The 20,490-nt window shown below is 39.0% G+C and carries 20 protein-coding genes; 15 read left to right on the top strand and 5 right to left on the bottom strand.

Annotated features, from left to right (window positions below; translation table 11 throughout):
* The first annotated feature begins 61 nt into the window (after positions 1–61).
* The 7 genes from tnpA to AF333_RS32925 all read left to right on the top strand — a co-directional run bounded on the left by tnpA (position 62) and on the right by AF333_RS32925 (position 3,964).
* Positions 62–478 carry an IS200/IS605 family transposase gene (tnpA, locus tag AF333_RS17025; RefSeq protein ID WP_074715256.1) on the top strand — a complete coding sequence of 139 codons (417 nt, stop codon included), beginning with the start codon at positions 62–64 and terminating at the stop codon, positions 476–478.
* Positions 478–1,572 carry an RNA-guided endonuclease InsQ/TnpB family protein gene (locus tag AF333_RS17020; RefSeq protein ID WP_043065179.1) on the top strand — a complete coding sequence of 365 codons (1,095 nt, stop codon included), beginning with the start codon at positions 478–480 and terminating at the stop codon, positions 1,570–1,572. Before tnpA ends, AF333_RS17020 begins: the two co-directional genes overlap by 1 nt.
* A gap of 79 nt (positions 1,573–1,651) precedes the next feature.
* On the top strand, positions 1,652–1,912 hold the full coding sequence (locus tag AF333_RS35515) for a hypothetical protein (protein ID WP_053912310.1): 261 nt from the start codon (positions 1,652–1,654) through the stop codon (positions 1,910–1,912).
* A gap of 27 nt (positions 1,913–1,939) precedes the next feature.
* On the top strand, positions 1,940–2,071 hold the full coding sequence (locus AF333_RS36860; RefSeq protein WP_255322304.1) for a hypothetical protein: 132 nt from the start codon (positions 1,940–1,942) through the stop codon (positions 2,069–2,071).
* Between the two features lie 173 nt (positions 2,072–2,244).
* Positions 2,245–2,694, top strand: coding sequence for a DDE-type integrase/transposase/recombinase (locus tag AF333_RS17015; protein ID WP_043065180.1), 450 nt, complete (start codon positions 2,245–2,247; stop codon positions 2,692–2,694).
* Positions 2,678–3,235 (top strand): ACT domain-containing protein, encoded by a 558-nt coding sequence (locus AF333_RS17010; RefSeq protein ID WP_235496530.1) that lies wholly within the window; start codon positions 2,678–2,680, stop codon positions 3,233–3,235. The genes AF333_RS17015 and AF333_RS17010 overlap by 17 nt, the downstream gene beginning before the upstream one ends.
* A gap of 480 nt (positions 3,236–3,715) precedes the next feature.
* Positions 3,716–3,964 (top strand): hypothetical protein, encoded by a 249-nt coding sequence (locus tag AF333_RS32925; RefSeq protein WP_235496529.1) that lies wholly within the window; start codon positions 3,716–3,718, stop codon positions 3,962–3,964.
* Positions 3,965–4,139: 175 nt separating this feature from the next.
* On the opposite strand, the gene AF333_RS17000 is transcribed toward AF333_RS32925, so the two are convergent.
* Complete coding sequence (locus AF333_RS17000) at positions 4,140–4,835, bottom strand: alpha/beta hydrolase family protein (protein WP_235356623.1); 696 nt, start codon at positions 4,833–4,835, stop codon at positions 4,140–4,142.
* Positions 4,836–4,841: 6 nt separating this feature from the next.
* Entirely contained in the window at positions 4,842–5,510 is a 669-nt protein-coding gene (locus AF333_RS16995) for a GyrI-like domain-containing protein (protein WP_052811950.1), read from the bottom strand.
* A 117-nt stretch (positions 5,511–5,627) separates the two neighbouring features.
* Between AF333_RS16995 and AF333_RS16990 the strand changes: the two genes are divergently transcribed.
* Positions 5,628–6,761, top strand: a complete 1,134-nt coding sequence (locus AF333_RS16990; protein WP_043065182.1) for a C45 family autoproteolytic acyltransferase/hydolase — start codon at positions 5,628–5,630, stop codon at positions 6,759–6,761.
* A gap of 268 nt (positions 6,762–7,029) precedes the next feature.
* On the opposite strand, the gene AF333_RS16985 is transcribed toward AF333_RS16990, so the two are convergent.
* Positions 7,030–7,473 (bottom strand): GNAT family N-acetyltransferase, encoded by a 444-nt coding sequence (locus tag AF333_RS16985; RefSeq protein WP_043065183.1) that lies wholly within the window; start codon positions 7,471–7,473, stop codon positions 7,030–7,032.
* A gap of 114 nt (positions 7,474–7,587) precedes the next feature.
* Between AF333_RS16985 and pdxR the strand changes: the two genes are divergently transcribed.
* The 5 genes from pdxR (at position 7,588) to AF333_RS16960 (ending at position 13,946) form a co-directional block, all read left to right on the top strand.
* Positions 7,588–8,991 carry a MocR-like pyridoxine biosynthesis transcription factor PdxR gene (pdxR, locus tag AF333_RS16980; RefSeq protein WP_043065184.1) on the top strand — a complete coding sequence of 468 codons (1,404 nt, stop codon included), beginning with the start codon at positions 7,588–7,590 and terminating at the stop codon, positions 8,989–8,991.
* Positions 8,992–9,375: 384 nt separating this feature from the next.
* Positions 9,376–10,455 (top strand): ribosome small subunit-dependent GTPase A, encoded by a 1,080-nt coding sequence (gene rsgA, locus AF333_RS16975; protein ID WP_043065185.1) that lies wholly within the window; start codon positions 9,376–9,378, stop codon positions 10,453–10,455.
* A gap of 62 nt (positions 10,456–10,517) precedes the next feature.
* Positions 10,518–11,432 (top strand): phosphotransferase enzyme family protein (locus AF333_RS16970; protein WP_235496528.1); only part of this gene is annotated, 915 nt, incomplete at its 5' end.
* A 216-nt stretch (positions 11,433–11,648) separates the two neighbouring features.
* Positions 11,649–12,545 (top strand): alpha/beta fold hydrolase, encoded by an 897-nt coding sequence (locus tag AF333_RS16965; protein WP_043065187.1) that lies wholly within the window; start codon positions 11,649–11,651, stop codon positions 12,543–12,545.
* A 351-nt stretch (positions 12,546–12,896) separates the two neighbouring features.
* Positions 12,897–13,946 (top strand): serine hydrolase domain-containing protein, encoded by a 1,050-nt coding sequence (locus AF333_RS16960; protein ID WP_043065288.1) that lies wholly within the window; start codon positions 12,897–12,899, stop codon positions 13,944–13,946.
* Between the two features lie 1,448 nt (positions 13,947–15,394).
* Here AF333_RS16960 and AF333_RS16945 read toward each other — a convergent pair.
* Together AF333_RS16945 and AF333_RS35510 are read right to left on the bottom strand one after the other, a co-directional pair.
* On the bottom strand, positions 15,395–16,813 hold the full coding sequence (locus tag AF333_RS16945; RefSeq protein ID WP_043065189.1) for an ABC transporter ATP-binding protein: 1,419 nt from the start codon (positions 16,811–16,813) through the stop codon (positions 15,395–15,397).
* A gap of 281 nt (positions 16,814–17,094) precedes the next feature.
* On the bottom strand, positions 17,095–17,367 hold the full coding sequence (locus tag AF333_RS35510) for a hypothetical protein (protein ID WP_235496527.1): 273 nt from the start codon (positions 17,365–17,367) through the stop codon (positions 17,095–17,097).
* 178 nt (positions 17,368–17,545) lie between these two features.
* Between AF333_RS35510 and AF333_RS16940 the strand changes: the two genes are divergently transcribed.
* Positions 17,546–17,986, top strand: a complete 441-nt coding sequence (locus tag AF333_RS16940) for a MarR family winged helix-turn-helix transcriptional regulator (protein WP_043065190.1) — start codon at positions 17,546–17,548, stop codon at positions 17,984–17,986.
* Positions 17,987–18,049: 63 nt separating this feature from the next.
* On the top strand, positions 18,050–20,338 hold the full coding sequence (locus AF333_RS16935; RefSeq protein ID WP_043065191.1) for an ATP-binding cassette domain-containing protein: 2,289 nt from the start codon (positions 18,050–18,052) through the stop codon (positions 20,336–20,338).
* Positions 20,339–20,490: the final 152 nt, after the last annotated feature.

Raw genomic sequence — 20,490 nt, 5'->3', positions numbered from 1 at the left:
TATGTAATTGAAAATACCCAATATTATAGATGTTAAATAGCTTTTTTTCTATACTATATGTATGAAAAAATCTACCATAAAGCATGCTCGAACCTGTGTTTACAATGTCAATTATCACATCGTTTGGTCTGTGAAATATCGAAGAAAAGTACTGACTGCTGAAATTGAACACTATCTGAAAGATCTCTTTCAAGAGATCGCACAGGAAAAAGAGTTTGAAGTCGCTATGATGGAGGTCGGCGAACAAGACCACATTCACGTTTTTGCTTCTGCTCATCCAAAGATTGCCCCCTCGTATATTGTAAAAATGCTGAAAGGAATTTCTGCCCGTAAATTGTTTCTGAAATTCCCACAACTGAAAAAGAGACTATGGGGCGGTCATCTTTGGAACAACAGCTTTTACATCGAAACCGTTGGTTCGATCTCGGAAGATGTGATTCGCAAGTATATCGAAAATCAAAAGAAAGGAGATTCGTAATGCTACGAACGTATAAGTTTCGCATTGAACCAACCAAAGAACAGCGAGAAAAGATAAACGAAACGCTCATGTATTGCCGATGGCTCTATAATGCTTTGCTTGAACAGCGAATCACAGCGTACAAAAGATGTGATGTATCCCTAACGTTTTATTCCCAAAAGAAAGAGTTACCTACACTGAAAAAAGTGTGTGAAGAGTATAAGAGTGTTCATTCGCAAGTCTTACAAAACGTAGTCGAACGTCTGGATAAAACGTATCAAGCCTTTTTCAGACGGTTAAAACAAGGTGAAAAAACAGGATTTCCTCGTTTCAAAGGGATGAATCGCTATCACAGCTTCACGTACCCACAATCTGGTTTTTCACTCGAAGGAAAATACATCACACTGTCCAAGGTTGGAACCATTCGAATCAAACTACATCGACAGATGCAAGGTACAATCAAAACATGTACCGTCATTTCCAAAAATGGACGATACTATGTTTGTTTGTCTTGCGAAATCGAAACCCAAACGCAATCAACAGGGAAAATGATAGGTGTTGATCTGGGTTTAAAACATCTAGCAATCACATCGGATGGTGATTTTCATCATGCACCCAAGTATTTGCGTAAAAGCGAGCGACAACTCAAGAAGTTACAGCGTGTCGTATCTAGACGAAAGAAAGGGTCGAGCCGACGTAAAAAAGCCATGGCACTTCTTGCCAAGAAGCATGAGTATATTGCGAATCAGCGTAGAAATAATGCTCATCAAGTTGCACGTCAATTGGTCAATCGCTATGATTTGATCGCCTTTGAAGATTTGAAAATCACAAACATGGTCAAAAATCATCATCTTGCAAAAAGTATTGTAGACGCAGGATGGAATCAACTCGTACAGTTCACGACTTACAAGGCTGAAAGTGCTGGTAAGCATGTTGTTCTGGTTGATCCACGAAATACAAGTCAACAATGCTCAAACTGTGATGAAATCGTAAAGAAAACATTGGCTGTGCGGACACATCGTTGCCCTTCTTGTGGCTTTGAATGTGACCGTGATGTAAATGCCGCTAAAAACATTCTCAAGCGGGCAGTACAACAACTACCAAACGTGTCGTAAGACACGCTAGGCTAGGAACTAGCCTTCGTGGAGAGTGCGGCAATAGTCGGCTCGATGAAGCGAGAAGCTCTCCAATTCATTGGAGAGAGGTTCACTAATAGGAGATATTAGGGAAGACTCTGACCCTAATCCTAATGTAAAAAAGGACTCGCTACAAGATTATTATTATTTCTTAAATGAATATTCATCTTTGAGATGTGGGAGTATTATTATTTTTGGACGAAAAGAGTTATCAGAATTTCAATTTACTGTTGCGGATATGCCGGGTGAGTTTGAGGAATGGATATGCATTGGAAAAATCGACTCATATCCATTATATATAAATAAAAAAAGTGGATAAATTTGTTGTCTAATTGGAGATTCAGGAATGGAAATGAAAATAGAATGTTATGGAGATTTTTATAACTTCTTAGAAAACTATGTGTTTGGTGAACAATATGTTGAAATAGGAGGTAAAGATGATTGGTATGACTTGCTAAAAACAAATAAACTCATCTAAAAGAATTTGTAGAGAATTTCGTGTAAGCTCGGTTGGGCTGATGCCCCTTAAGAATTTATTAATGTATTTACATCTTAGAAGTAGGGTCGTACAATACAATCCACAAACCATACATGTAGTATACTGCCCCCATGAAAGACCAGACAAGCCATAAGTTATAATAGAAAGTCGATATGGCAAGACGGAAATGGTCTGCAGAGGAAAAGATGAACATTGTTTTAGAGGGGATGGCACCAGGGGGGAACATCTCTGAAGTTTGTCGTACTTATGGGATTCTTCAGCCAAGTACTACAAGCGGCGAGATCAGTTTCGCCGTAATGGATGCTTTCGATAAAGAAATGATTGGCTACAAATTTTCTCGTTTTTGCCGTACAGACGAGCTTCTTTTCGCTGTCAATCAAGCGATTCGTACACGATTTCCAAACGGAGTTAAAGACCAAGGGTTGACCATTCGAAGCGATAACGGATGTCAAATGACAAGTCGTCGTTACATGAAAGCGTTAAAAGATGCCGGTATTAAACAGGAACGAACAGGCTATAACAACCCAGATGCCGATGCGGTCGTACCCCTTATAGAAATTGGCTGGTTTCAGATCAATCCATTGGATGGGTACAGAAGGTGAAGACCTGTTGGATTTTGAAAGCAACGTAGAAGAAAAATTTGAAAAGAGCCGGTTGGGGTATACAGAAGTTCCAGGAAATCCTGAGCTGCGTGAAGAAATCGCCAAGCTATACGATTTGAGAAAAAATAGTAAACCAACTTCAAAAAGGAGTGCTGGCAAGATGAAATTAGAAATTTTAGATTCAACTTTTTCGGTTATTAAACTTTCACCAACAGAAACAGTGCCATCTTGGGCAACAAATTGTGATGTATTTTCTATTACTCGTACAGATGAAGAACTTTCTATTGTATGTCCATCAGAATGTTTATCGACTAATGGGGAATTAAAGGAAGTTGAAAATGACTGGAAATGTATAAAAGTAGAAGGCATTTTAGACTTTGGATTAACTGGTATATTAGCCTCTTTGGCTAATCCGTTAGCAGAAAATAAGATAAGCATCTTTGCTATTTCCACTTTTAATACTGATTATTTGCTTGTTAAAAACCATTCTATAGAAAAAGCAAAATCAGTATTGGAGAATGCAGGCCATACATTTATCTAAGTGGGGTAATGTCAGGGGAATGCCGATACACAACGTTAAGGCAAATTCCAATTAAAAACCCAAATTTCTCATTCATAAAATTGAGAAATTTGGGTTTTTTGTTACTCCATTAAAGCACCCGTTAGCAAAAGAGGGGCGAAAAATGTTGTTGACGTTATAGATAAATAAGGGGATGTATTTATCTTTACTGCGGATTCATTGGTCTCTTGAAGGAGTGAACATGCACCTAATACAAAAGATACGATAACAAACTATAATATGAATAAATTGGGAAGAGGGATGAATTTTCGAATTATGAACATTAGGAAACTTTTATTACTCTTGCGGAGAATAGTTTTACCCGAACTGCGGAAAAATTGAATATTTCACAAACAACTGTAACTTTAAAATTAAATTATAGCAACTATACACTCCGTCTATACACAGGCCACACTAAGAAAATGTTCCGATTATTACCATATGGGATTATTGACGTTTGTGTTGTCCCATCCAAACCTCAACACCCTGATCTTGAATATGTTAGGTTATTTTGAAGAACCTTTTTATCTTGTTGGTAGCCCTGAGCTATTTATAGAAGACGTAGTGGAGTTAACTAGAGATCAACTAAATAAATCATCATTTATTCATATTCCTTGGGAAACTCCTTTTATTGAGTGGTTTCATAACGAAATAGGAGTCAAACTTTTCCCTTCAATTGAAGTAGATGATACCACTTTATATGTTCCTTGAACAAAAGATGAGGGGGTTCCTTCCCGATGTAGTTGCCCATCAATATATTAAAAATAAACAATTAATCAAGATTCCTTTTAAATCCGTTTTTCCAATGCCGAAAAGATCAATTTATCTTGTTTATCATAAAAAAATAAAGGATCTCGAGCCTTGCAATCCTTTAAAAACATCCTTATTAATGTAGAAAGCTGAGATAATAGAGATACAAAAATGAAATCAATAAGTATATCTTTGGAAACTGGAAAAAATAAGAACCTAGATAAAATAGAAAAATTATTTTCTGATTGTGGATTAGACTTGGAAAATCGGAACATATACCAGTGGGATGATTCGACTGGATTCGCGGATTTGACGCAACCTCTATGAGCTGCGGTTGTCCGTCCGGGGTCTCGTGAGGAAACGAAGTCGGCAAGCCACCCGCGGCTGCCAGAACTGTATAACCATCCAACGAATGCCCGATTATAGAAACGGCATTCGGTTTTACTTTTCCCTCAAACATCTTATTTTCAAAAAAACAATCGATGATCATTCGAATATGTCTCGGTCTGTAGATGAGGTTCTGTATCGTACCTTCCAGACTATTATTGTTCCTGTTATTGAACGGATGTTCAGGCATTCCGACGATAAAGCCGTTTCGCGCCAAATACCGAGCTAATGTTCGATACATAAGCGGCGAGCCGTCAGTGCCGTGAGAGATTGCTTCTGCGTCTCTCGCTAACTCCAACGGGTAGGGCCCCAATTGATCTGCTTGTTCAGGGGTGCCAGTAGGATACATCACCAACATAGCAAATGTTATGCCCAGCAATGCATCGGGTATTTTCACTTCATGGTAACCTGCATACCCTTGCTGTAATCTTTCGTTCTTTTTCATCTAAGTTTATTCCTCCCCAGAGTAATTAGATATCGGGCCAACAGGAATGTAAATGTCAAATTCCGAATCTTCATTCTTTGGACCCAGATATCTGTGATCGTAACGTGCAAATTCCGGTTGGTTCAAACGCGTTCTCCCTGATTTGGGCAACCAAGAGCTATAAATGTACTCAAACGTATCTTGTATTCTGGCAACGGCTCCCTTATGTGAGAATACAGCGTAGGTTGTTGATGGGAGAACTTTATAAACCATTCCTTCAGGTAGCTTCCCCTCTTCGACAACCTCAACACAGGTGGTATAGAAGACTTCCCATTTATTTCCCGTAAGTTCAATTAGAGCGTAATAAATAGACTCGTGATCTCGCCTTCTATCAATTTCTGATACGTGTTGTCTAAAAGAGTCCCATAGCTTTCCGATTACGTAAGAATTAAGTCTTCGTATTTCCATGCCAACCAATTGAAGTCTTCCCTTGGTGATGATAACGGGGTCAAGAGCTACTCCGTTGTGTAAATGCCGTAGCCTAACTTCGTCCAATGTCTTCTTCTCCATTGCCCGGAACAAAGTGTCTTTCATATCAGTTTGCTTGCGAAATTGTCCCGGCGTGATAGAAAACATTTGCTGAAATGCGCGAGTAAAAGCTTCCTGAAGGGAGAAGAGTTGAATAACAGCGGCCAATATTTTTTCTTCTATAATCCATAATCCAATAGACCTAATTTTTTTAATATGTTAGGATTACGACGAAGATGGAAGCCATCTTGACCAGTAATTTTTATATGAGAAAGGGTTGTGGATATGGAAAATAACGAAAAGAAAGAACCAATGATTTTTGATATTCATGTGGCTGAAGGAAGCAATTATGAAGTGGGTAAACAGCGGGCGATTACATTAAAAGAGAACTATCCGGATGATATTCCTTATTTTATTAGTCCAGTGGAAGGGCAGGATTATATATCTGCAGCAACTGCTCATAAGAGAATGATGTTGATTGACAAAATATGTCCCGGTTTTGTGGATGAAATACAAGGATTTGCTGATGAAGTAGGCACAGAGCCGGAAAAAATAATATGCTATGCGAATTCATATTACAATTCCCATAATTGCTGTCAATTTGCAGTGCTTCCTTCAAACACGAGCGATGGGCATTTTTATGTGGGAAGGAGCTATGAATATTTTGTAAGGGATGAAAGAAGTTTATGCATTACCCGGGTAACAGGAAAACCAAAGCATATGGGTTTTTCGTTACAAAATGCGGGAAGAATGGATGGGATGAATGAATATGGACTCGTCGTTTCAATGTCCAGTACTGCCTACTTAAAGCCACTTGATGGGAATGGATGTGAGTTCTGGGTCGCCATTCGTGCAATTTTAGATCGCTGTAAAGATGTTTATGAAGCGCAATGTTTGCTTGAAGAAATACCGTTATGTACGAATACGAATTTTTTGGTAGCGGATGCTGCTAATAATGCTTCTATTTTTGAGGTAGCAAGCTTTTCAGCAGACAAAAATAGAATTTCTGTGAGGAAACCAGTTGGTGGTTTATTGGTTGCCACAAATCATTATATGAGCCATGAAATGAAAGAATTTGATGAACATCATTTTTGGCATTCCGAAATGCGCTATTCTTCTGTGTGGAATTCATTATTGCGAGATGCGCCATATATCAATGATGAAAAGATAAGGAAATTATTGTCCACTCGGTATCCATATGGTCCATGCTGCCATTTTTATTCAAATGGAATGGGGACACTTAGAAGTATGATATTTGATGTATCGGAAAAGAAACTGAAGGTTAGCTTTGGTCCACCAGATATGAATCCATGGCATATCGTTGATATTGATGCACCGATCGGGCTTGAAGAGATTGTATGCAAATATATTGATATGGATATTGAGAATCCAGAACAATTTTGGAGAGAGATGGACTGATGGATTGTTGCGCAGTCAGCATCCTAGATAGGGAGAAGGGGCGGCGCTGAACTAACGGGTACGATAAGTTCAATGGGTAGTTTACCACTTTATTATTCGAATATCGGTTCTGGTGGATCGAACTGGTAATAGCAAGTATGTTGACTGTCAGAATGTACAAAATTAAATACAATTAAAAAGAGAGGAGAGAGTATTTTTCCTCTCTTTTTTATTTTCATGTATCCTAAATTTTCGTTGCGTAAAATGTACCTTTTATACAACGGGGCAATTAAAGTCTTTTTAAAAAAACATAGCTAACCTTGTCATATTCCATCTTATTTTCATAAAAACGATGAGCATCTATTCGTTGTAATCCTGATGAGAGCGAGACGATATCATAGCCATTTTCCTTTGACCAATTATGTACATAATTTAGAAGTGCTTCACCATATCCTTTCGAGCGATTATTTGAATCTGTAACTAAATCACAAACCCAAATGAACCTTCCATTGTATAAAGTGATCATAGGCATAAAACCTGTTACTGCTACCATTTTTTCATTTTCATATAAAGCAGCCATTTTATAATCTTCCTTTTGTGCAGCTTCTTGAATTAATTGAAGGAATTGATCTTCATCCAAATGGGTCCTCAATTGTTTCATCACTGGATAGGCTTCCTTCCATTCCTTCTCGTTTTTCAATTCCTTTATTAAAATTGCTTTTTGATTAATCATTTCTGTTCATCTCCTTATAAAGTTTCTCCACTACTATTAAAACACAATCTGGTATAATCTAAAGTGCCAGATACGAGAGTTTTAAAGGTACCAGAATGACTATGGAGAAGAAATATGATTGAAATAACACCAGTTTTGGATAATAAAAATGGTAAACCATTGTACATACAACTAGCCAATTACATAAAACAGGAAATTTTATCGGGAAGAATAAAACCAAAAGAAAAATTACCGTCAAAACGTAATTTATCGAACTACCTTGGATTAAGCTTAAACACTATTCAATCAGCTTACGAGCAATTATGTGCGGAGGGTTATATAGAAAGCAAACCTCGAAAAGGATTATTTGTTACAACCTTTGATAACGACATAATCTTTAACCAAAGAGATTTTGAAAAATTGGAGTCAAAGAGCAAGCAAGTACAAGTAAATGCCAAGATTGATTTCAATTCTGGCAAGGTTGATTTAGAACACTTTCCGTATGCTATATGGAGAAAACTAACCATTCAATCTTTATACGAGGATCAAGGAGAATTATTTTATAATGGAAATCCTCAAGGGGAGCTGCTTCTTCGGGAACAAATTGCAGCCTATCTTTTTGCTTCTAGAGGTGTTAGATGCTCTGCTGAACAAATCATTATTGGTGCAGGTACTCAGGTACTTATTGGATTATTGTGTATGTTAATTGGTAAAGAACATATCTATGCACTTGAGAATCCTGGTTTCCATAGAACGAGAATGACTTTACAGGATCTAGGAGTCCATACAGTTTCAATTCCTCTCGATGAAGATGGGATAAATATAAACCAATTAAAAAATACAAATGCCAATGTTGTTTATGTAACACCGTCTCATCAATTTCCTTATGGGATGATAATGCCCATTTCAAGAAGAATGGATTTGTTAAAATGGGCAGAAGAAAAGAACGGTTATATTATTGAAGATGACTATGACGGTGAATATCGGTATAAAGGGAAGCCAATTCCTTCCTTACAAGGGCTTGATACAAAGGAAAATGTTGTGTATTTAGGTACATTTTCGAAGTCTTTGATTCCATCTATACGTATTAGCTATATGGTTTTACCATCTTCACTTATGAAAAAATACCAGGAGCACTTTACTATTTATAAGCAAACGGTTTCTCGTCTTCATCAGGATACTCTATATCGTTTTATGGAGAATGGACTTTGGCAAAGTCATTTAAATAAAATGAGAACTCTTTACCGTAAAAAACATAGTACCTTAATGTTAGCCGTTAAGAATTATTTAGGAGAAAAAGTAAATATAATCGGTGAAAAATCGGGACTTCATATTGTTTTGGAAGTAAAAAACAGTATGGAGGAAGATGAGTTAATCAATACTGCAATGAATGTTGGCGTAAAGGTTTATCCATTATCAATATATTATAACGGGACAATAGGAAGCTTAGGTTGTAGAATCTTACTAGGATTTGGGGGGGTATCAGAAACTGAGATTAATACAGGAATTCGATTATTGAAAGAAGCGTGGAAGCTCTAGGTTGTGTTATTTGTCAATTATTAATGCTTCCCACACATTCCGGCATTTAGAAAAAATAACAAATTATATTTGCATTTTCCCCCAATATTAAGGTACAATGAATTTACTATAATTCGAAAGGGAGTGGCAAAATGGAAAAATTGTTAAATATATCCGATAAAATTACATTTCGTTGCCCCTCACTCATATAATTGGAGCTTGGATAAATATGTCCAATTAATGAGCCAAGGCAACTAAAGCCTTGGCTTTTTTATGTTTATTTTTGCATGTAGAGCCATAGGTCTGTAACCGCCTTGGCTCTTTTATTTTGCCTACATGAGGGAACGAAATTGTAATGACAAATCACAGTTTTTACAAGTATACGTACTACATGGAGGTAAACGAATGAACGCACAACAAGTAATGGGATGGAACACATTTTTTGAGCAACACTATCAGAACTACAAAGAAAAAGGACTCCTTCCTGCCAGGGTAGTAACAAAGCATGGTCATAGTTATCAACTCTATTTCGAAGGTCAGTTTCTTACAGCAAAGGTAGCTGGAAGATTTAGATATCATGCCTATCTAAAAAAACATTTTCCAGTAGTAGGAGATTGGGTTGTTTTTAGACATATTGAAAATAGCAACGAAGCAATCATCCATGCGGTGATGCCAAGAAAAAATTGCTTTGTAAGGAAACTCCCCATTTCGGGTGGACGACGAATGAGTAACGGGATTATCGAAGGTGGAACAACGGAGGAACAAGTCATCGCAGCAAATATAGACACCTCATTCATCGTAAGCGGTCTCGATCAAGATTTTGATCTTCGGAGGATAGAAAGATTTATCACCTTAGTCTACAATAGCGGTTCTCAGCCTGTAGTTATTTTAAACAAAACCGACCTTTGTGATAATGTGAGTGATTTTGTAAATCATGTGAGAGATATTGCGATAAACATACCGATCCTTGCAATAAGTGTTGAGAAAAATATAAATATGGATGCCTTATGCCCCTATTTACAACCCGGAAAAACAGTTGTTTTCCTCGGTTCGTCTGGAGTTGGAAAATCTACAATAACAAATGCTTTGCTAGGAGAAGCAAAGCAAAAGAAACAGACAATTAGTACGGCTACTGGGAAAGGTCGACATACAACAACGAGTGCGGAACTTATGATTCACCCCACCGGGTATACAATTATAGATACACCTGGCTTACGTGAAGTGCAGCTATGGGGGGAAGAAAAGGTACTTGAACAAAGTTTCAATGACATAAGGGAAATCGCAAATGGATGTAGGTATCAAGATTGTCGACATGATAAAGAGCCAGGATGTGCTGTAAAACAAGCGTTTCAAAATGAATGGATTAGCGGTGAACGACTCGAGAGTTATAAAAAACAAATCGCTGAGCTACAAAGATTAGACGAAAAGAAAAAACAATTCGAGAGATATATAAGTCGAAAAATGAAACATAAACGTCACAAATAAAACCAAGTATAGAAAGAGGTATCGTACTCATGATGAAACTTAGTACCATGAGTTGTTGCCANTGGGGATATGACCATGATTCAGTTTATTACTTTAGATCCAGCGCAAACTTCGTATTTGTTTTCCACAAGGAGGGAAAGAAGCATTTCTTAAGGTTTAGCGATTCTTGCGAAAGAAAACTGCAAACGATAGAAGCAGAAATCGAGATTCTGCACTATCTCCGTGATCAACCGATTCATACAGCCCAGCCTGTTCCCTCATTGAATAACAAATATATCGAGGTAGTTGAGACAGAAATTGGAACATTTTATGCAGTAGTATTCGAAGCACTTCAGGGGGAACAGTACGATATAGAGGATATCAATGAAGAACATTATTTCATCTGGGGGCGCACATTGGGTCAATTGCATGCGAACTTAAAAAGGATGCCCGAAACTTATCGTCGCGGCCGCCCCAGTTGGCAAGAGCAACTGAACTCTGTAAACACAATGCTGACTACTCAAGAACCATTCGTACAAAAGGAATGGGAGCTTGTTACGAAATGGGCGGAGCAAAAGCTGGTTTCAGAACAAACTTTCGGGTTAATTCATTATGATTTTGAATTAGATAATCTATGCTGGCAAAACGAAAAAGTAAGCATACTCGATTTTGATGATTGTGTTAATCATTGGTATGTAGCTGATATCGCCTATTCTTTGAGGGAATTATCAGAGTACGATGTTGACCTGGAAAATCAGTTCGTACAGGCTTTTATTAGAGGATATACACAAGAAACAGAGCTGGATATGAGCTTATTAAAAGATTTGAAATGGTTTATGAGGATGCATAATATTGTAACGTTTGCGACATTATTACGAACGGTAGATATTCAAGAATCCCCGGACGATCCTGAATGGCTCATACATCTACGAGAAGATTTGTTGGGCTATATTGAAGAATATCGAGCTTCATTTAAAAAGCGGGTTACTGAAAACTAAAAAGCTTTTAAACCCATCTCTATCCTCTGTACAAAACGGCGGGAACATCAAGTTCTCGCCCATTTCCAATTTTTTTAATTAGATGATGAAACCATGGAACAAGTCCATTCATAGTCTACTGTTACTGGTGATAAAGTAAAATTAACGTAAGACTTAATTGTATCGATGAGAGATCAAGAGTAGAAAAGAACGAAAACCAGGGGGAATTAATGGGCAATGATTTATCCATTCTATAATAAAAATAAAAAAATACATGTTGAAATATTTGGTGAAGAAAGTTCTCCTGCAGTGTTGTTTTTACACGGTGGTCCTGGCGAAAGTTGTTATGATTTTGTTTACCATCAGGCAAAAAGACTCTCAAAAGAGATGCGTATTATAGCAGTAGACCAACGCGGTGTACTGCGTTCGGAGAAAATAGCAGAAGATGAACCGTTTGTCTTACAGGATTTGATTGATGATTGCGAAGAATTGAGATTTCAACTGAGGATAAAAGAGTGGAACGTTATCGGACATTCTTTTGGTGGTTATTTGGCTTTACTGTATGCAGCTGCCTATCCCAAGGCTATTTCAAAAATTATTTTTGAATGTCCGACATTTCATTTTGAATGGACATCTCGAAACCTGTTGAAACGGACAGCTTCATTGTTTTATAAACAAGGGGACTACGAACGAGCGCAAGAATGCGAAGCGCTGTCAGTTGGCTCACATTGTTCAGAGGAACTCTTTGATCATTATATACGGCTAAGTGAGTTATTAGGAGATGAAAGGGATAAAATCTATTCGCCGAACCCAGTCATTACTGACGATTCGCTTTATACAGAGATGGAGTGGGAACAATTGTGGGAAGGCACTGAGTATCATTTGGAGAAGTTACGTGAGGAAGGGCGCATGTTTAAACCACTCATTCCACAATTAGCTAACCTGACACACCCTTCGTTACTCATTGTTGGAGAATTTGACCCTGTGACATGCAAAAGGCATATTCAGGAATATGATAAAGTTCCATCAAGGAAAAAGATTGTTTTCAAGGAAACGGGACATACCCCGCACATGGAGGTACCTGAAAAGTACGGAGAGGTGGTTGCCAAGTTCATTAAGTACGGAATGATCTAAGGAGTATTTTGCGTCTGAAAAAGAAAACAGAAAAATTCTGCCCATATGCCCTTTAATGACTTTCTGTCAAAGAAACCTTAAAAATGAAGGGAAATGACATTCTGTTAGAGTTGACGTTTTTCACCTTAGGTGAAATTTGCTATTTTGCAAAACGTTCACCTATTTTTTAAAGAGGAGTTTTTCACTTTGAACAAAAAAAATATTGTTATATGCACTGTGTCGCTTATGTTGTCGTCTTCGTTAATTTTACCAGCATGTTCCCCTTCTTCGGACAAAAATAATCAAAATACTGAACAAAGTCATTCTTCTTCTAATTCAACAAAAAATGAAAACCAACAGCCAAAAGGTAATATGAATAGTACATACAGTCAAACAACACATGCAGCGATTAAACAATTATTTAATAAGTTCTCTCCAAATGAACCCGGTTGTGCTTATATTGCGAGTTTTGACGATGGTGTAACTTATAAAGGGGCAGTGGGTTTAGATTCGATAGAAAAAAAACTACCGATAACGACAAAAACAATTTTTAATCTCGCATCCGTCTCTAAACAATTCACAGCGTTTGCAATTTTACTACTAGAGCAAGAAGGTAAATTGAGTCTAGATGATTCAATTTTAAAATATGTACCTTCTCTTGGAGCATATGCTGAACCTGTGACACTAAGACATCTAATTCATCACACTGGTGGATTAGTTGATTATATGGAATTGGCTGAAGTAGCGAATATTAAGGAGACTGATAAATTAACTGTGGAGGAATCACTAGAACACCTTAAAAATCATCAAATTGCAAAATTTCCAGTCGGAACAAAATTTGAGTACAGTAATACAGGATATTTTTTATTATCTTTAGTAGTTGAAAAAGCGAGTGGAAAAAGTCTTCGTGAATTTTCGAAGGAGCGTATTTTTGAGCCTCTAAACATGAGCGACACAGCAATCGTAGATCGCTATCCTACCAATTTTCCAGTTGCTCGTAGCTACTTGAAGAATAAGCAAGGGGCATATGAAATATTTGAAAGCCCTTGGGAACAGACTGGAGATAAAGCCGTTCATACGAATGTTGAGGACTTAGTAAAATGGGGGCAAAACCTCACTACAGGTACTGTTGGTGGGAAAGACCTTGTTAAAAGAATGAGTGAAATAGGTCCGAAAATTTCTCCAACTGGAGAGACGATTATTGACAATGAAGATTATGCTTTTGGCTTGTCTATTGGCGAAGATTTTGATTGCCATTACTTGGAACATTCAGGACTTTGGGCTGGCTATAGTTCACACTTTATGCGTTTCCCAGAAGAACGTTTGACTATTGCGGTATTAAGTAATTATGAGGATTTTGATACTCAAGAATATGCTATAAAAATGGCAGAAATTATTTTGGGAAAAAGCGCAAAAAAATAAAGGAATAAATGCGGTTATAAAAGTGATTGAAAGCTTAGATTTGAAGCAAAATCTTTTAGACATGATGCCGAACTTGTGAACTATGCAGAGAATGCAAAATTTTTAAGAGATACTGCTGATAATAGAGAAGAACTTAGCTTATAGGTGGAAAAAGAGTATGGAGAATGAACGAATAGAGGACGGTTGTAAAAAATCCGTCCCTCTTAGAAGATTTGTTGAAACAGTTGAGGATAGATTTATTGAAGATCGATTCATTAATGCAGTTGTTTCTGCTTTTTGTAAGCACGAAACAGCAATTTCATGGAAACCTTCCAGGAGTCTCCTTAAGGGTTCGCATGATAGAAAGCCAAATTATGAATATTGTAAGAAGTGTCTTAAGATTTTTAGATATTTTTAGAAAAGTGAACGTATGGTTACTGATGCCGAATTATAAGTAATTCAAGCGGCACTTGACTTTTACTAAACTAACGAGTACTAATGCTCAACAAGCCGTACCCTAAGCGCTCAATCCCTCAACATAAAAGGGAAGGAACAGCCAAAAACATCTTAAATAAGAGTAAAAATAAAGAAAGGCAGGCTGCTCTAAGGGAGCGGCCTTTTTGGTTTCGGAGAAATATATACTTTTTTCGAAATGTATTTTCTAATACTCTCTTAGTGAAAAATACGTGAACCTTACTGGATGGGTGTTGATAAATGCTTCTTCGTCTGCTTCACCTGTTATAGAAAAACGGACGAAAATTCCATCGCTATGAAAAGAAAACGGTCTTTGACATTCTAGGGCGTAGTATACGAATATACAAGAATAATTTTCCTATATTCACTTCGGATTTTTAACTCTATAGCGATAATTAATAACGGAAGCACCGTTGTAAGACAGGATACGTCTGTCTGCAATGGTGCTTTTTTGTTTTAGGAGGGAAAGGTATGCAAGAAATGTTAGTAAGGATGCGCCGGAAGATGTAAAAAAAATTGTAGCAGAAGCCCTTCATATTACTCATAAGGAGAGGTTAGGCAAAAGAGATGTCAAGTACAGTAGTTATATATATCTTGTTTGTTTATTAGTGGAGGGATTATTACGCTTACTGCTTCTCTCCTGGTTCTCACGTATAGCGACTAACAGGATAGAATAAAGAAAGGGTAATCGCCTCATGATGGGTAGTACTGGATCATAGGTGTTTTATTTATTTTTGGCTGTGGTGTGCTCCCGCCCACCGCCCCTCCTTCTTTTCTTATCTCTCACCACAAGAATTTGTCGATGTATCAAATCAGATGTATATAAGAGGGAAAATTCGGCTTTAAACAGTTTTCAGCCGGTGGGCGATCATGATCACAGTACGCCCCAAATAGCCCAACGTAAGACATACACAGCATCTACAGCTGTTTTCACCCGCAAGCTCCAATAACCTTCCCCCTTTTTCTTTTTATGTTTCAACGGTTCTTACTCCCTTCTACAGATTTTTCAGCTCAATAACCTGATCGCATGCAAGTTTGGAAAGGATACGGTCATGCGTAATGATAACAACGGTTTTTCCTGCCTGTGCAAGCTTTTTCACCCATGCAGCAACGCTAAGAACGCCGTCACCGTCAAGCCCGCTGGTCGGCTCATCGAGTATAATCAGTTCCGCGTCTGAGCAGTAAGCCGCAGCCATGGTGACCCGCTGCTTTTCACCGCCGGACAGAGACGCGGGGTGTCGCTCCCGAAACTCTCCCAGACCGAACGTATCCATCGCTTCATAGGCTCGTAAGCGGAGCGTATCATCCAGACGCCTACCCAAAACAATTTCATTCCCCACACTGTCGGTATAGAGCTGGTAGTCTGCATCCTGCATGACTAGATAGCTGGAGGCGCGTCTTTGGCTTGCAGACACGCGAATTCCCTGGTTGAAGACCGATCCCTTGTGCTGGCGGAGAAGACCGCAGAGGATTTTGCACAACGTGGTCTTGCCTGTTCCGTTTTCTCCTGTCAGCGCGGTAACGCTTCCCTTAGGGAACGTGATGTCCAAATCTTTAATCCCATCGCCGTTTCTTTTGTAATGATAAGTAAGTCCTTGGCCTTGCAGTGTAGGCCTTATGGACGGTACTTCTGCTGATTTGAGTGCCAGTTGGCTTTTTACCATATCGGGATGACGCAGACCGTACGGACGAACGTCTTCATAGGCAAGCTGGGAAAATTCCTCTTTTGTCCAGGTGCGGACGATTTTCCCCTTTTCCATACATATAAATAAATCGACAATAGGCAATAGGGGGCGCAGCCGGTGTTCGCTGATGAAGAGAGTAGTGCCGTTTTGTTTGAGCCTGCTGAGGGTGTCAATCAGGCTTTGTGTGGAGCGATGATCCAGATTGGCGGTGGGCTCGTCTAGCATGAGAAGCGGTGGTGAAAGAACGGATACGGCGGCAATGGCCACTCGCTGTTTCTGTCCGCTGGACAGCATATGTAGTGAGCGGTCGAGCAAATGCGAAATGCCAAGCTCTTTCGACTGCTTTTCAATCCGGCTTATAATCTCATCCGGCGAAATTCCGAGATTTTCGGCCGAAAATGCTAGTTCGTCCTGAACGTTATCCATAAAAAATTGGCTACGTGGGTCCTGAAACACGACTCCCATCAGCCTCGTACGCTCCTCCGGGCAAAGGCTGGAGGGACTTTTTCCGGCTACGCTTACCTGACCAGTGAGGCTTCCGACATAAAAACTAGGTGCAAGCCCGTTGACAAGGCGCATGATCGTACTTTTGCCGCACCCCGAACGGCCACATAACACAACGCATTGTCCGGCCTTCACAGATAAACTGATATTTTCTACGCCGGTTTCATTCTCGGACTCTCCGCCTTCATGACCATAGCGAAAGGTTACGTTGCTTAACTCAATCATAGGCTCAGACCTCCTGTCCAATAAATGGGGGTGAATTTGTTATATGACTGAAGCCAGATCATAGAGGTACAAATTCGTAGTTTAATTCCAACTTTTGAGTTCATTGCGCAGATGCACATAGGAACATAATAACGATAATGATAATCATGGTCAATTAATTCCGAGAGTTAAAATGCCTATACTTTGGTTGATAGTGACGTTGTTTCTTTGATTTTCTCAACATTTCTTCGTTTTTCTTACTTAAAGTCCACAATTTTACATTTTGTGCTTGTCATGTATATTCAACAACCCAAAATAAGAAAAAAGATCACCACCAAAACAATAAAAATCAAACCTTCTTTTTTTGAATGATTATATAAGGAATATATTTTTTCTATATAAGTTACAGTTAATATTTTGACATGGTAGTGTGGTTGGAAGTAGGAGAGATGGAGAAAGAAGAGGGTGGATACGCCCTGCGCCCTGGCAGAAAAAAGGCGGATGTGTCTTTTTCTAACCTCTTCTATTGTCCTTCTTTTCTTATCTCTCACCACAAGAATTTGTCGATGTATCAAATCAGATGTATATATATTAGAGGTATCGAGTAATCCTAATTTGATGGATGGGGGATATCGGGGATTTTTAGCTTGTGGTAATGATAGTACTGCTTTATCGGTATTTAGTTTCTGTTAGGAAACTAATATGGTATATTAATATAATGGAATATGTAAAAAGATAGGGGATATTTATACAATGCAATTAAACCAACCTAGTGCTCTGGAAAATGCTTTGTCCCATCTGCAATGTGTGCTAGTCGCTAGACGTACGAGAATAAATCCAGAGCAGATTACATGGGCGCAATATGATGTTTTGGAGATTCTACGCATCCGAGGTCCAATGATGCCTTCCATCATAGGTGAAACCCTAGGAATGTCACGTTCCACTACATCGAAGATTCTTAGAGTTTTAAAAGATAAGCAATTAATCGAACAAACAGCACGTCGGGAGGATCGACGTGAACAGACAACGTCACTTACTGACAATGGGGAAGAATTTCTAGCTTGCACAGCGAAAAATCGTCGTGAGGCCGCAGAAATAGCCGCCTCGATTCTGACACTCGGCGAACAAAGTATTTTTGCTGAACTCTGTCAAAAAGTAGCGTTGGCTCTCCAGGAAAACCAATCTGAACTATAGTTTATATAATTTCTGATGGGAAACTAATTAGCGGTTATCATTTACAATAGGAAGGAGATCGTGATGACAAATAAAAAATCTGAATTGGAAAATAGACATGATATCATCCATGTTGTAGGAGCGAGAGAGAATAACTTAAAAAACGTTACGGTGAGCATTCCGAAGAAACAGATCACAGTTTTTACGGGAGTATCCGGTTCCGGTAAGTCTTCACTCGTCTTTGACACGATAGCCGCAGAATCACAACGTCAGCTTAACGAGACGTTCACAAGTTTTATCCGCCACCGCCTTCCACACTATGGCCAACCGAATGTGGATTCATTGGAAAATTTGTCGGTAGCAATCGTGGTTAATCAAAAGAGGCTTGGTGGTAACGCGAGATCTACTGTTGGAACTATCACCGACATCTATTCACTGTTACGCCTGCTATACTCGCGTATCGGAAAGCCTTTTGTAGACTATTCCAACGTTTTCTCATTCAATGATCCTCATGGAATGTGTATGAAATGTGAGGGTTTAGGATCAGTGGCTACGATTAATCTTGATCGACTTATCGATAAGAGTAGATCACTGAATGAAGGGGCTATACAGTTTCCTACCTTTAAACCCGGCGAATGGCGTTGGAAACGCTATGCTTTCTCAGGTTTATTCGATAATGATAAGAAATTGGGAGAGTACACAGATGACGAATGGGACACGCTTCTTTACAAAATGGATGTCAAGCTAAAACATCCTAGCCTTGGATGGCCAAAGACTTCTAAATACGAAGGTGTTATCCCCAGGTTTGAGAGGAGTTTTCTGACAAAAGAGTCCACGGAGGCTACACGATATAAGGAAGCACTTGAGCACGTCGTTATGAGAAGTATATGTCCCTCGTGTAAAGGGGCTCGGCTCAATCAGCAAGTGCTAAACTGCAAGATCAATGGTAGAAACATTGCAGATTGTACAGCCCTACAGGTTAATGATCTTATCGAAGTGATAAGAAAGATTAATAAGCCGACTGCAGCCACAATGGTCTCGGCTATCATTGAACGCCTTGAGCATCTTAATTCCATCGGGCTTGGCTATCTTAGTCTGAATAGACAAACATCCACGCTTTCCGGTGGTGAATCGCAGCGAGTAAAAATAGTCCGTCATCTCGGCAGTAGCCTGACCGATATTATGTACATTTTTGATGAGCCGAGCATCGGGCTTCATCCTCATGATGTTCATCGACTTAACACCCTAATTCAACACCTCCGGGATAAGGGGAATACTGTTCTTGTTGTCGAACATGATCCCGATGTTATTTCTATTGCTGACCATGTCATTGATATGGGGCCAGAAGCAGGTGTTAAGGGCGGCCAGGTAGTTTACAAAGGGGACTTTGCCGGTTTAGTGACTTCCAATACACTGACTGGAAAGTATCTTAGCCGTCAAATTCATCTTAAGACTAAACTGAGACAATCGAATGGTTCACTGGTCATTAAGCATGCTTCGTTACATAACCTTAAAGATGTAAGTGTGAATATTCCGCAAGGTGTGATGACGGTCGTCACTGGTGTAGCTGGCTCAGGAAAGAGTACGCTTATTAACGGGGTACTGCCGCAACACTATCCGGAAGCTATTTTTATTGATCAAGGTGCAATACGAGGCTCCAAGCGTTCCAACCCTGCAACCTATACGGGAATGCTTGATCTAATCCGCGATCTGTTTGCTCAAGCAAATAGCGTTAGTCCGTCTCTTTTCAGCTTCAATTCACACGGTGCGTGTCCGGAATGCAAAGGGCTTGGCATCACGTATACAGACTTAGCTTTCATGGAACCTATCATCAATACTTGTGAAGTTTGCCAAGGTCGTCGATTCACCGATGAAGTTCTCGGTTATACTTTACGTGGTAAGAATATTAGTGAGGTTCTAGAGTTAAGCGTTGCGGATGCAATAAGGTTCTTCCAAGAAAAAATGTTACAATCTATTCTAAAACGGCTGAGTGATGTCGGACTAGACTACATTACACTTGGACAACCACTTAATACGCTTTCAGGCGGCGAAAGACAGCGGATTAAACTCGCTACCGAATTAGAAAACAGTGGACAAATCTATGTATTCGATGAACCGACCACCGGATTACACATGTCTGATGTCGAACGCCTCATTGGGCTTATGAACCGGCTTGTTGATAATGGTAGCACGCTTATCGTAATCGACCATAATCTTAACGTTATTAGTCAAGCCGACTGGATCATTGATCTTGGTCCTGGGGCTGGACACGATGGCGGCAGAGTGATTTTTGAGGGTTATCCAGCAGAACTTGTTAACAATCAGTCTTCTGTCACTGGACTCTACTTAAAACAACACACTTATTTACGATGATATATTAAGGGACTATGAACTAAAGTTAATAATAAACATTATCCTTTTCTTTATTTCAGAAAAAGGATAGTATTTCAGCCTGCCGAGAATTTCTCGACAGGCTGAAGTTCTCTTAATTCAATTTAGGGAGACTAAGACCCTATACCCCATGC

Source organism: Aneurinibacillus migulanus (genome assembly GCF_001274715.1).
Classification (GTDB): Bacteria; Bacillota; Bacilli; order Aneurinibacillales; family Aneurinibacillaceae; genus Aneurinibacillus; species Aneurinibacillus migulanus.
Note: the sequence above shows the minus strand (reverse complement) of the source record. Positions and strands in the feature narration are given on the sequence as shown.

Bases quoted from the DNA above. Each gene is read 5' to 3' on its own strand.
- tnpA (WP_074715256.1), top strand. From the start codon at position 62: ATGAAAAAATCTACCATAAAGCATGCTCGAACCTGTGTTTACAATGTC.
- AF333_RS17015 (WP_043065180.1), top strand. From the start codon at position 2,245: ATGGCAAGACGGAAATGGTCTGCAGAGGAAAAGATGAACATTGTTTTA.
- AF333_RS16965 (WP_043065187.1), top strand. From the start codon at position 11,649: ATGATTTATCCATTCTATAATAAAAATAAAAAAATACATGTTGAAATA.
- AF333_RS17010 (WP_235496530.1), top strand. From the start codon at position 2,678: ATGGGTACAGAAGGTGAAGACCTGTTGGATTTTGAAAGCAACGTAGAA.
- AF333_RS36860 (WP_255322304.1), top strand. From the start codon at position 1,940: ATGGAAATGAAAATAGAATGTTATGGAGATTTTTATAACTTCTTAGAA.
- AF333_RS17000 (WP_235356623.1), bottom strand. From the start codon at position 4,835: ATGAAAAAGAACGAAAGATTACAGCAAGGGTATGCAGGTTACCATGAA.
- AF333_RS17020 (WP_043065179.1), top strand. From the start codon at position 478: ATGCTACGAACGTATAAGTTTCGCATTGAACCAACCAAAGAACAGCGA.
- AF333_RS16945 (WP_043065189.1), bottom strand. From the start codon at position 16,813: ATGATTGAGTTAAGCAACGTAACCTTTCGCTATGGTCATGAAGGCGGA.
- AF333_RS16935 (WP_043065191.1), top strand. From the start codon at position 18,050: ATGACAAATAAAAAATCTGAATTGGAAAATAGACATGATATCATCCAT.
- AF333_RS16960 (WP_043065288.1), top strand. From the start codon at position 12,897: ATGAATAGTACATACAGTCAAACAACACATGCAGCGATTAAACAATTA.
- AF333_RS16985 (WP_043065183.1), bottom strand. From the start codon at position 7,473: ATGATTAATCAAAAAGCAATTTTAATAAAGGAATTGAAAAACGAGAAG.
- AF333_RS16990 (WP_043065182.1), top strand. From the start codon at position 5,628: ATGGAAAATAACGAAAAGAAAGAACCAATGATTTTTGATATTCATGTG.
- rsgA (WP_043065185.1), top strand. From the start codon at position 9,376: ATGAACGCACAACAAGTAATGGGATGGAACACATTTTTTGAGCAACAC.
- pdxR (WP_043065184.1), top strand. From the start codon at position 7,588: ATGATTGAAATAACACCAGTTTTGGATAATAAAAATGGTAAACCATTG.
- AF333_RS16940 (WP_043065190.1), top strand. From the start codon at position 17,546: ATGCAATTAAACCAACCTAGTGCTCTGGAAAATGCTTTGTCCCATCTG.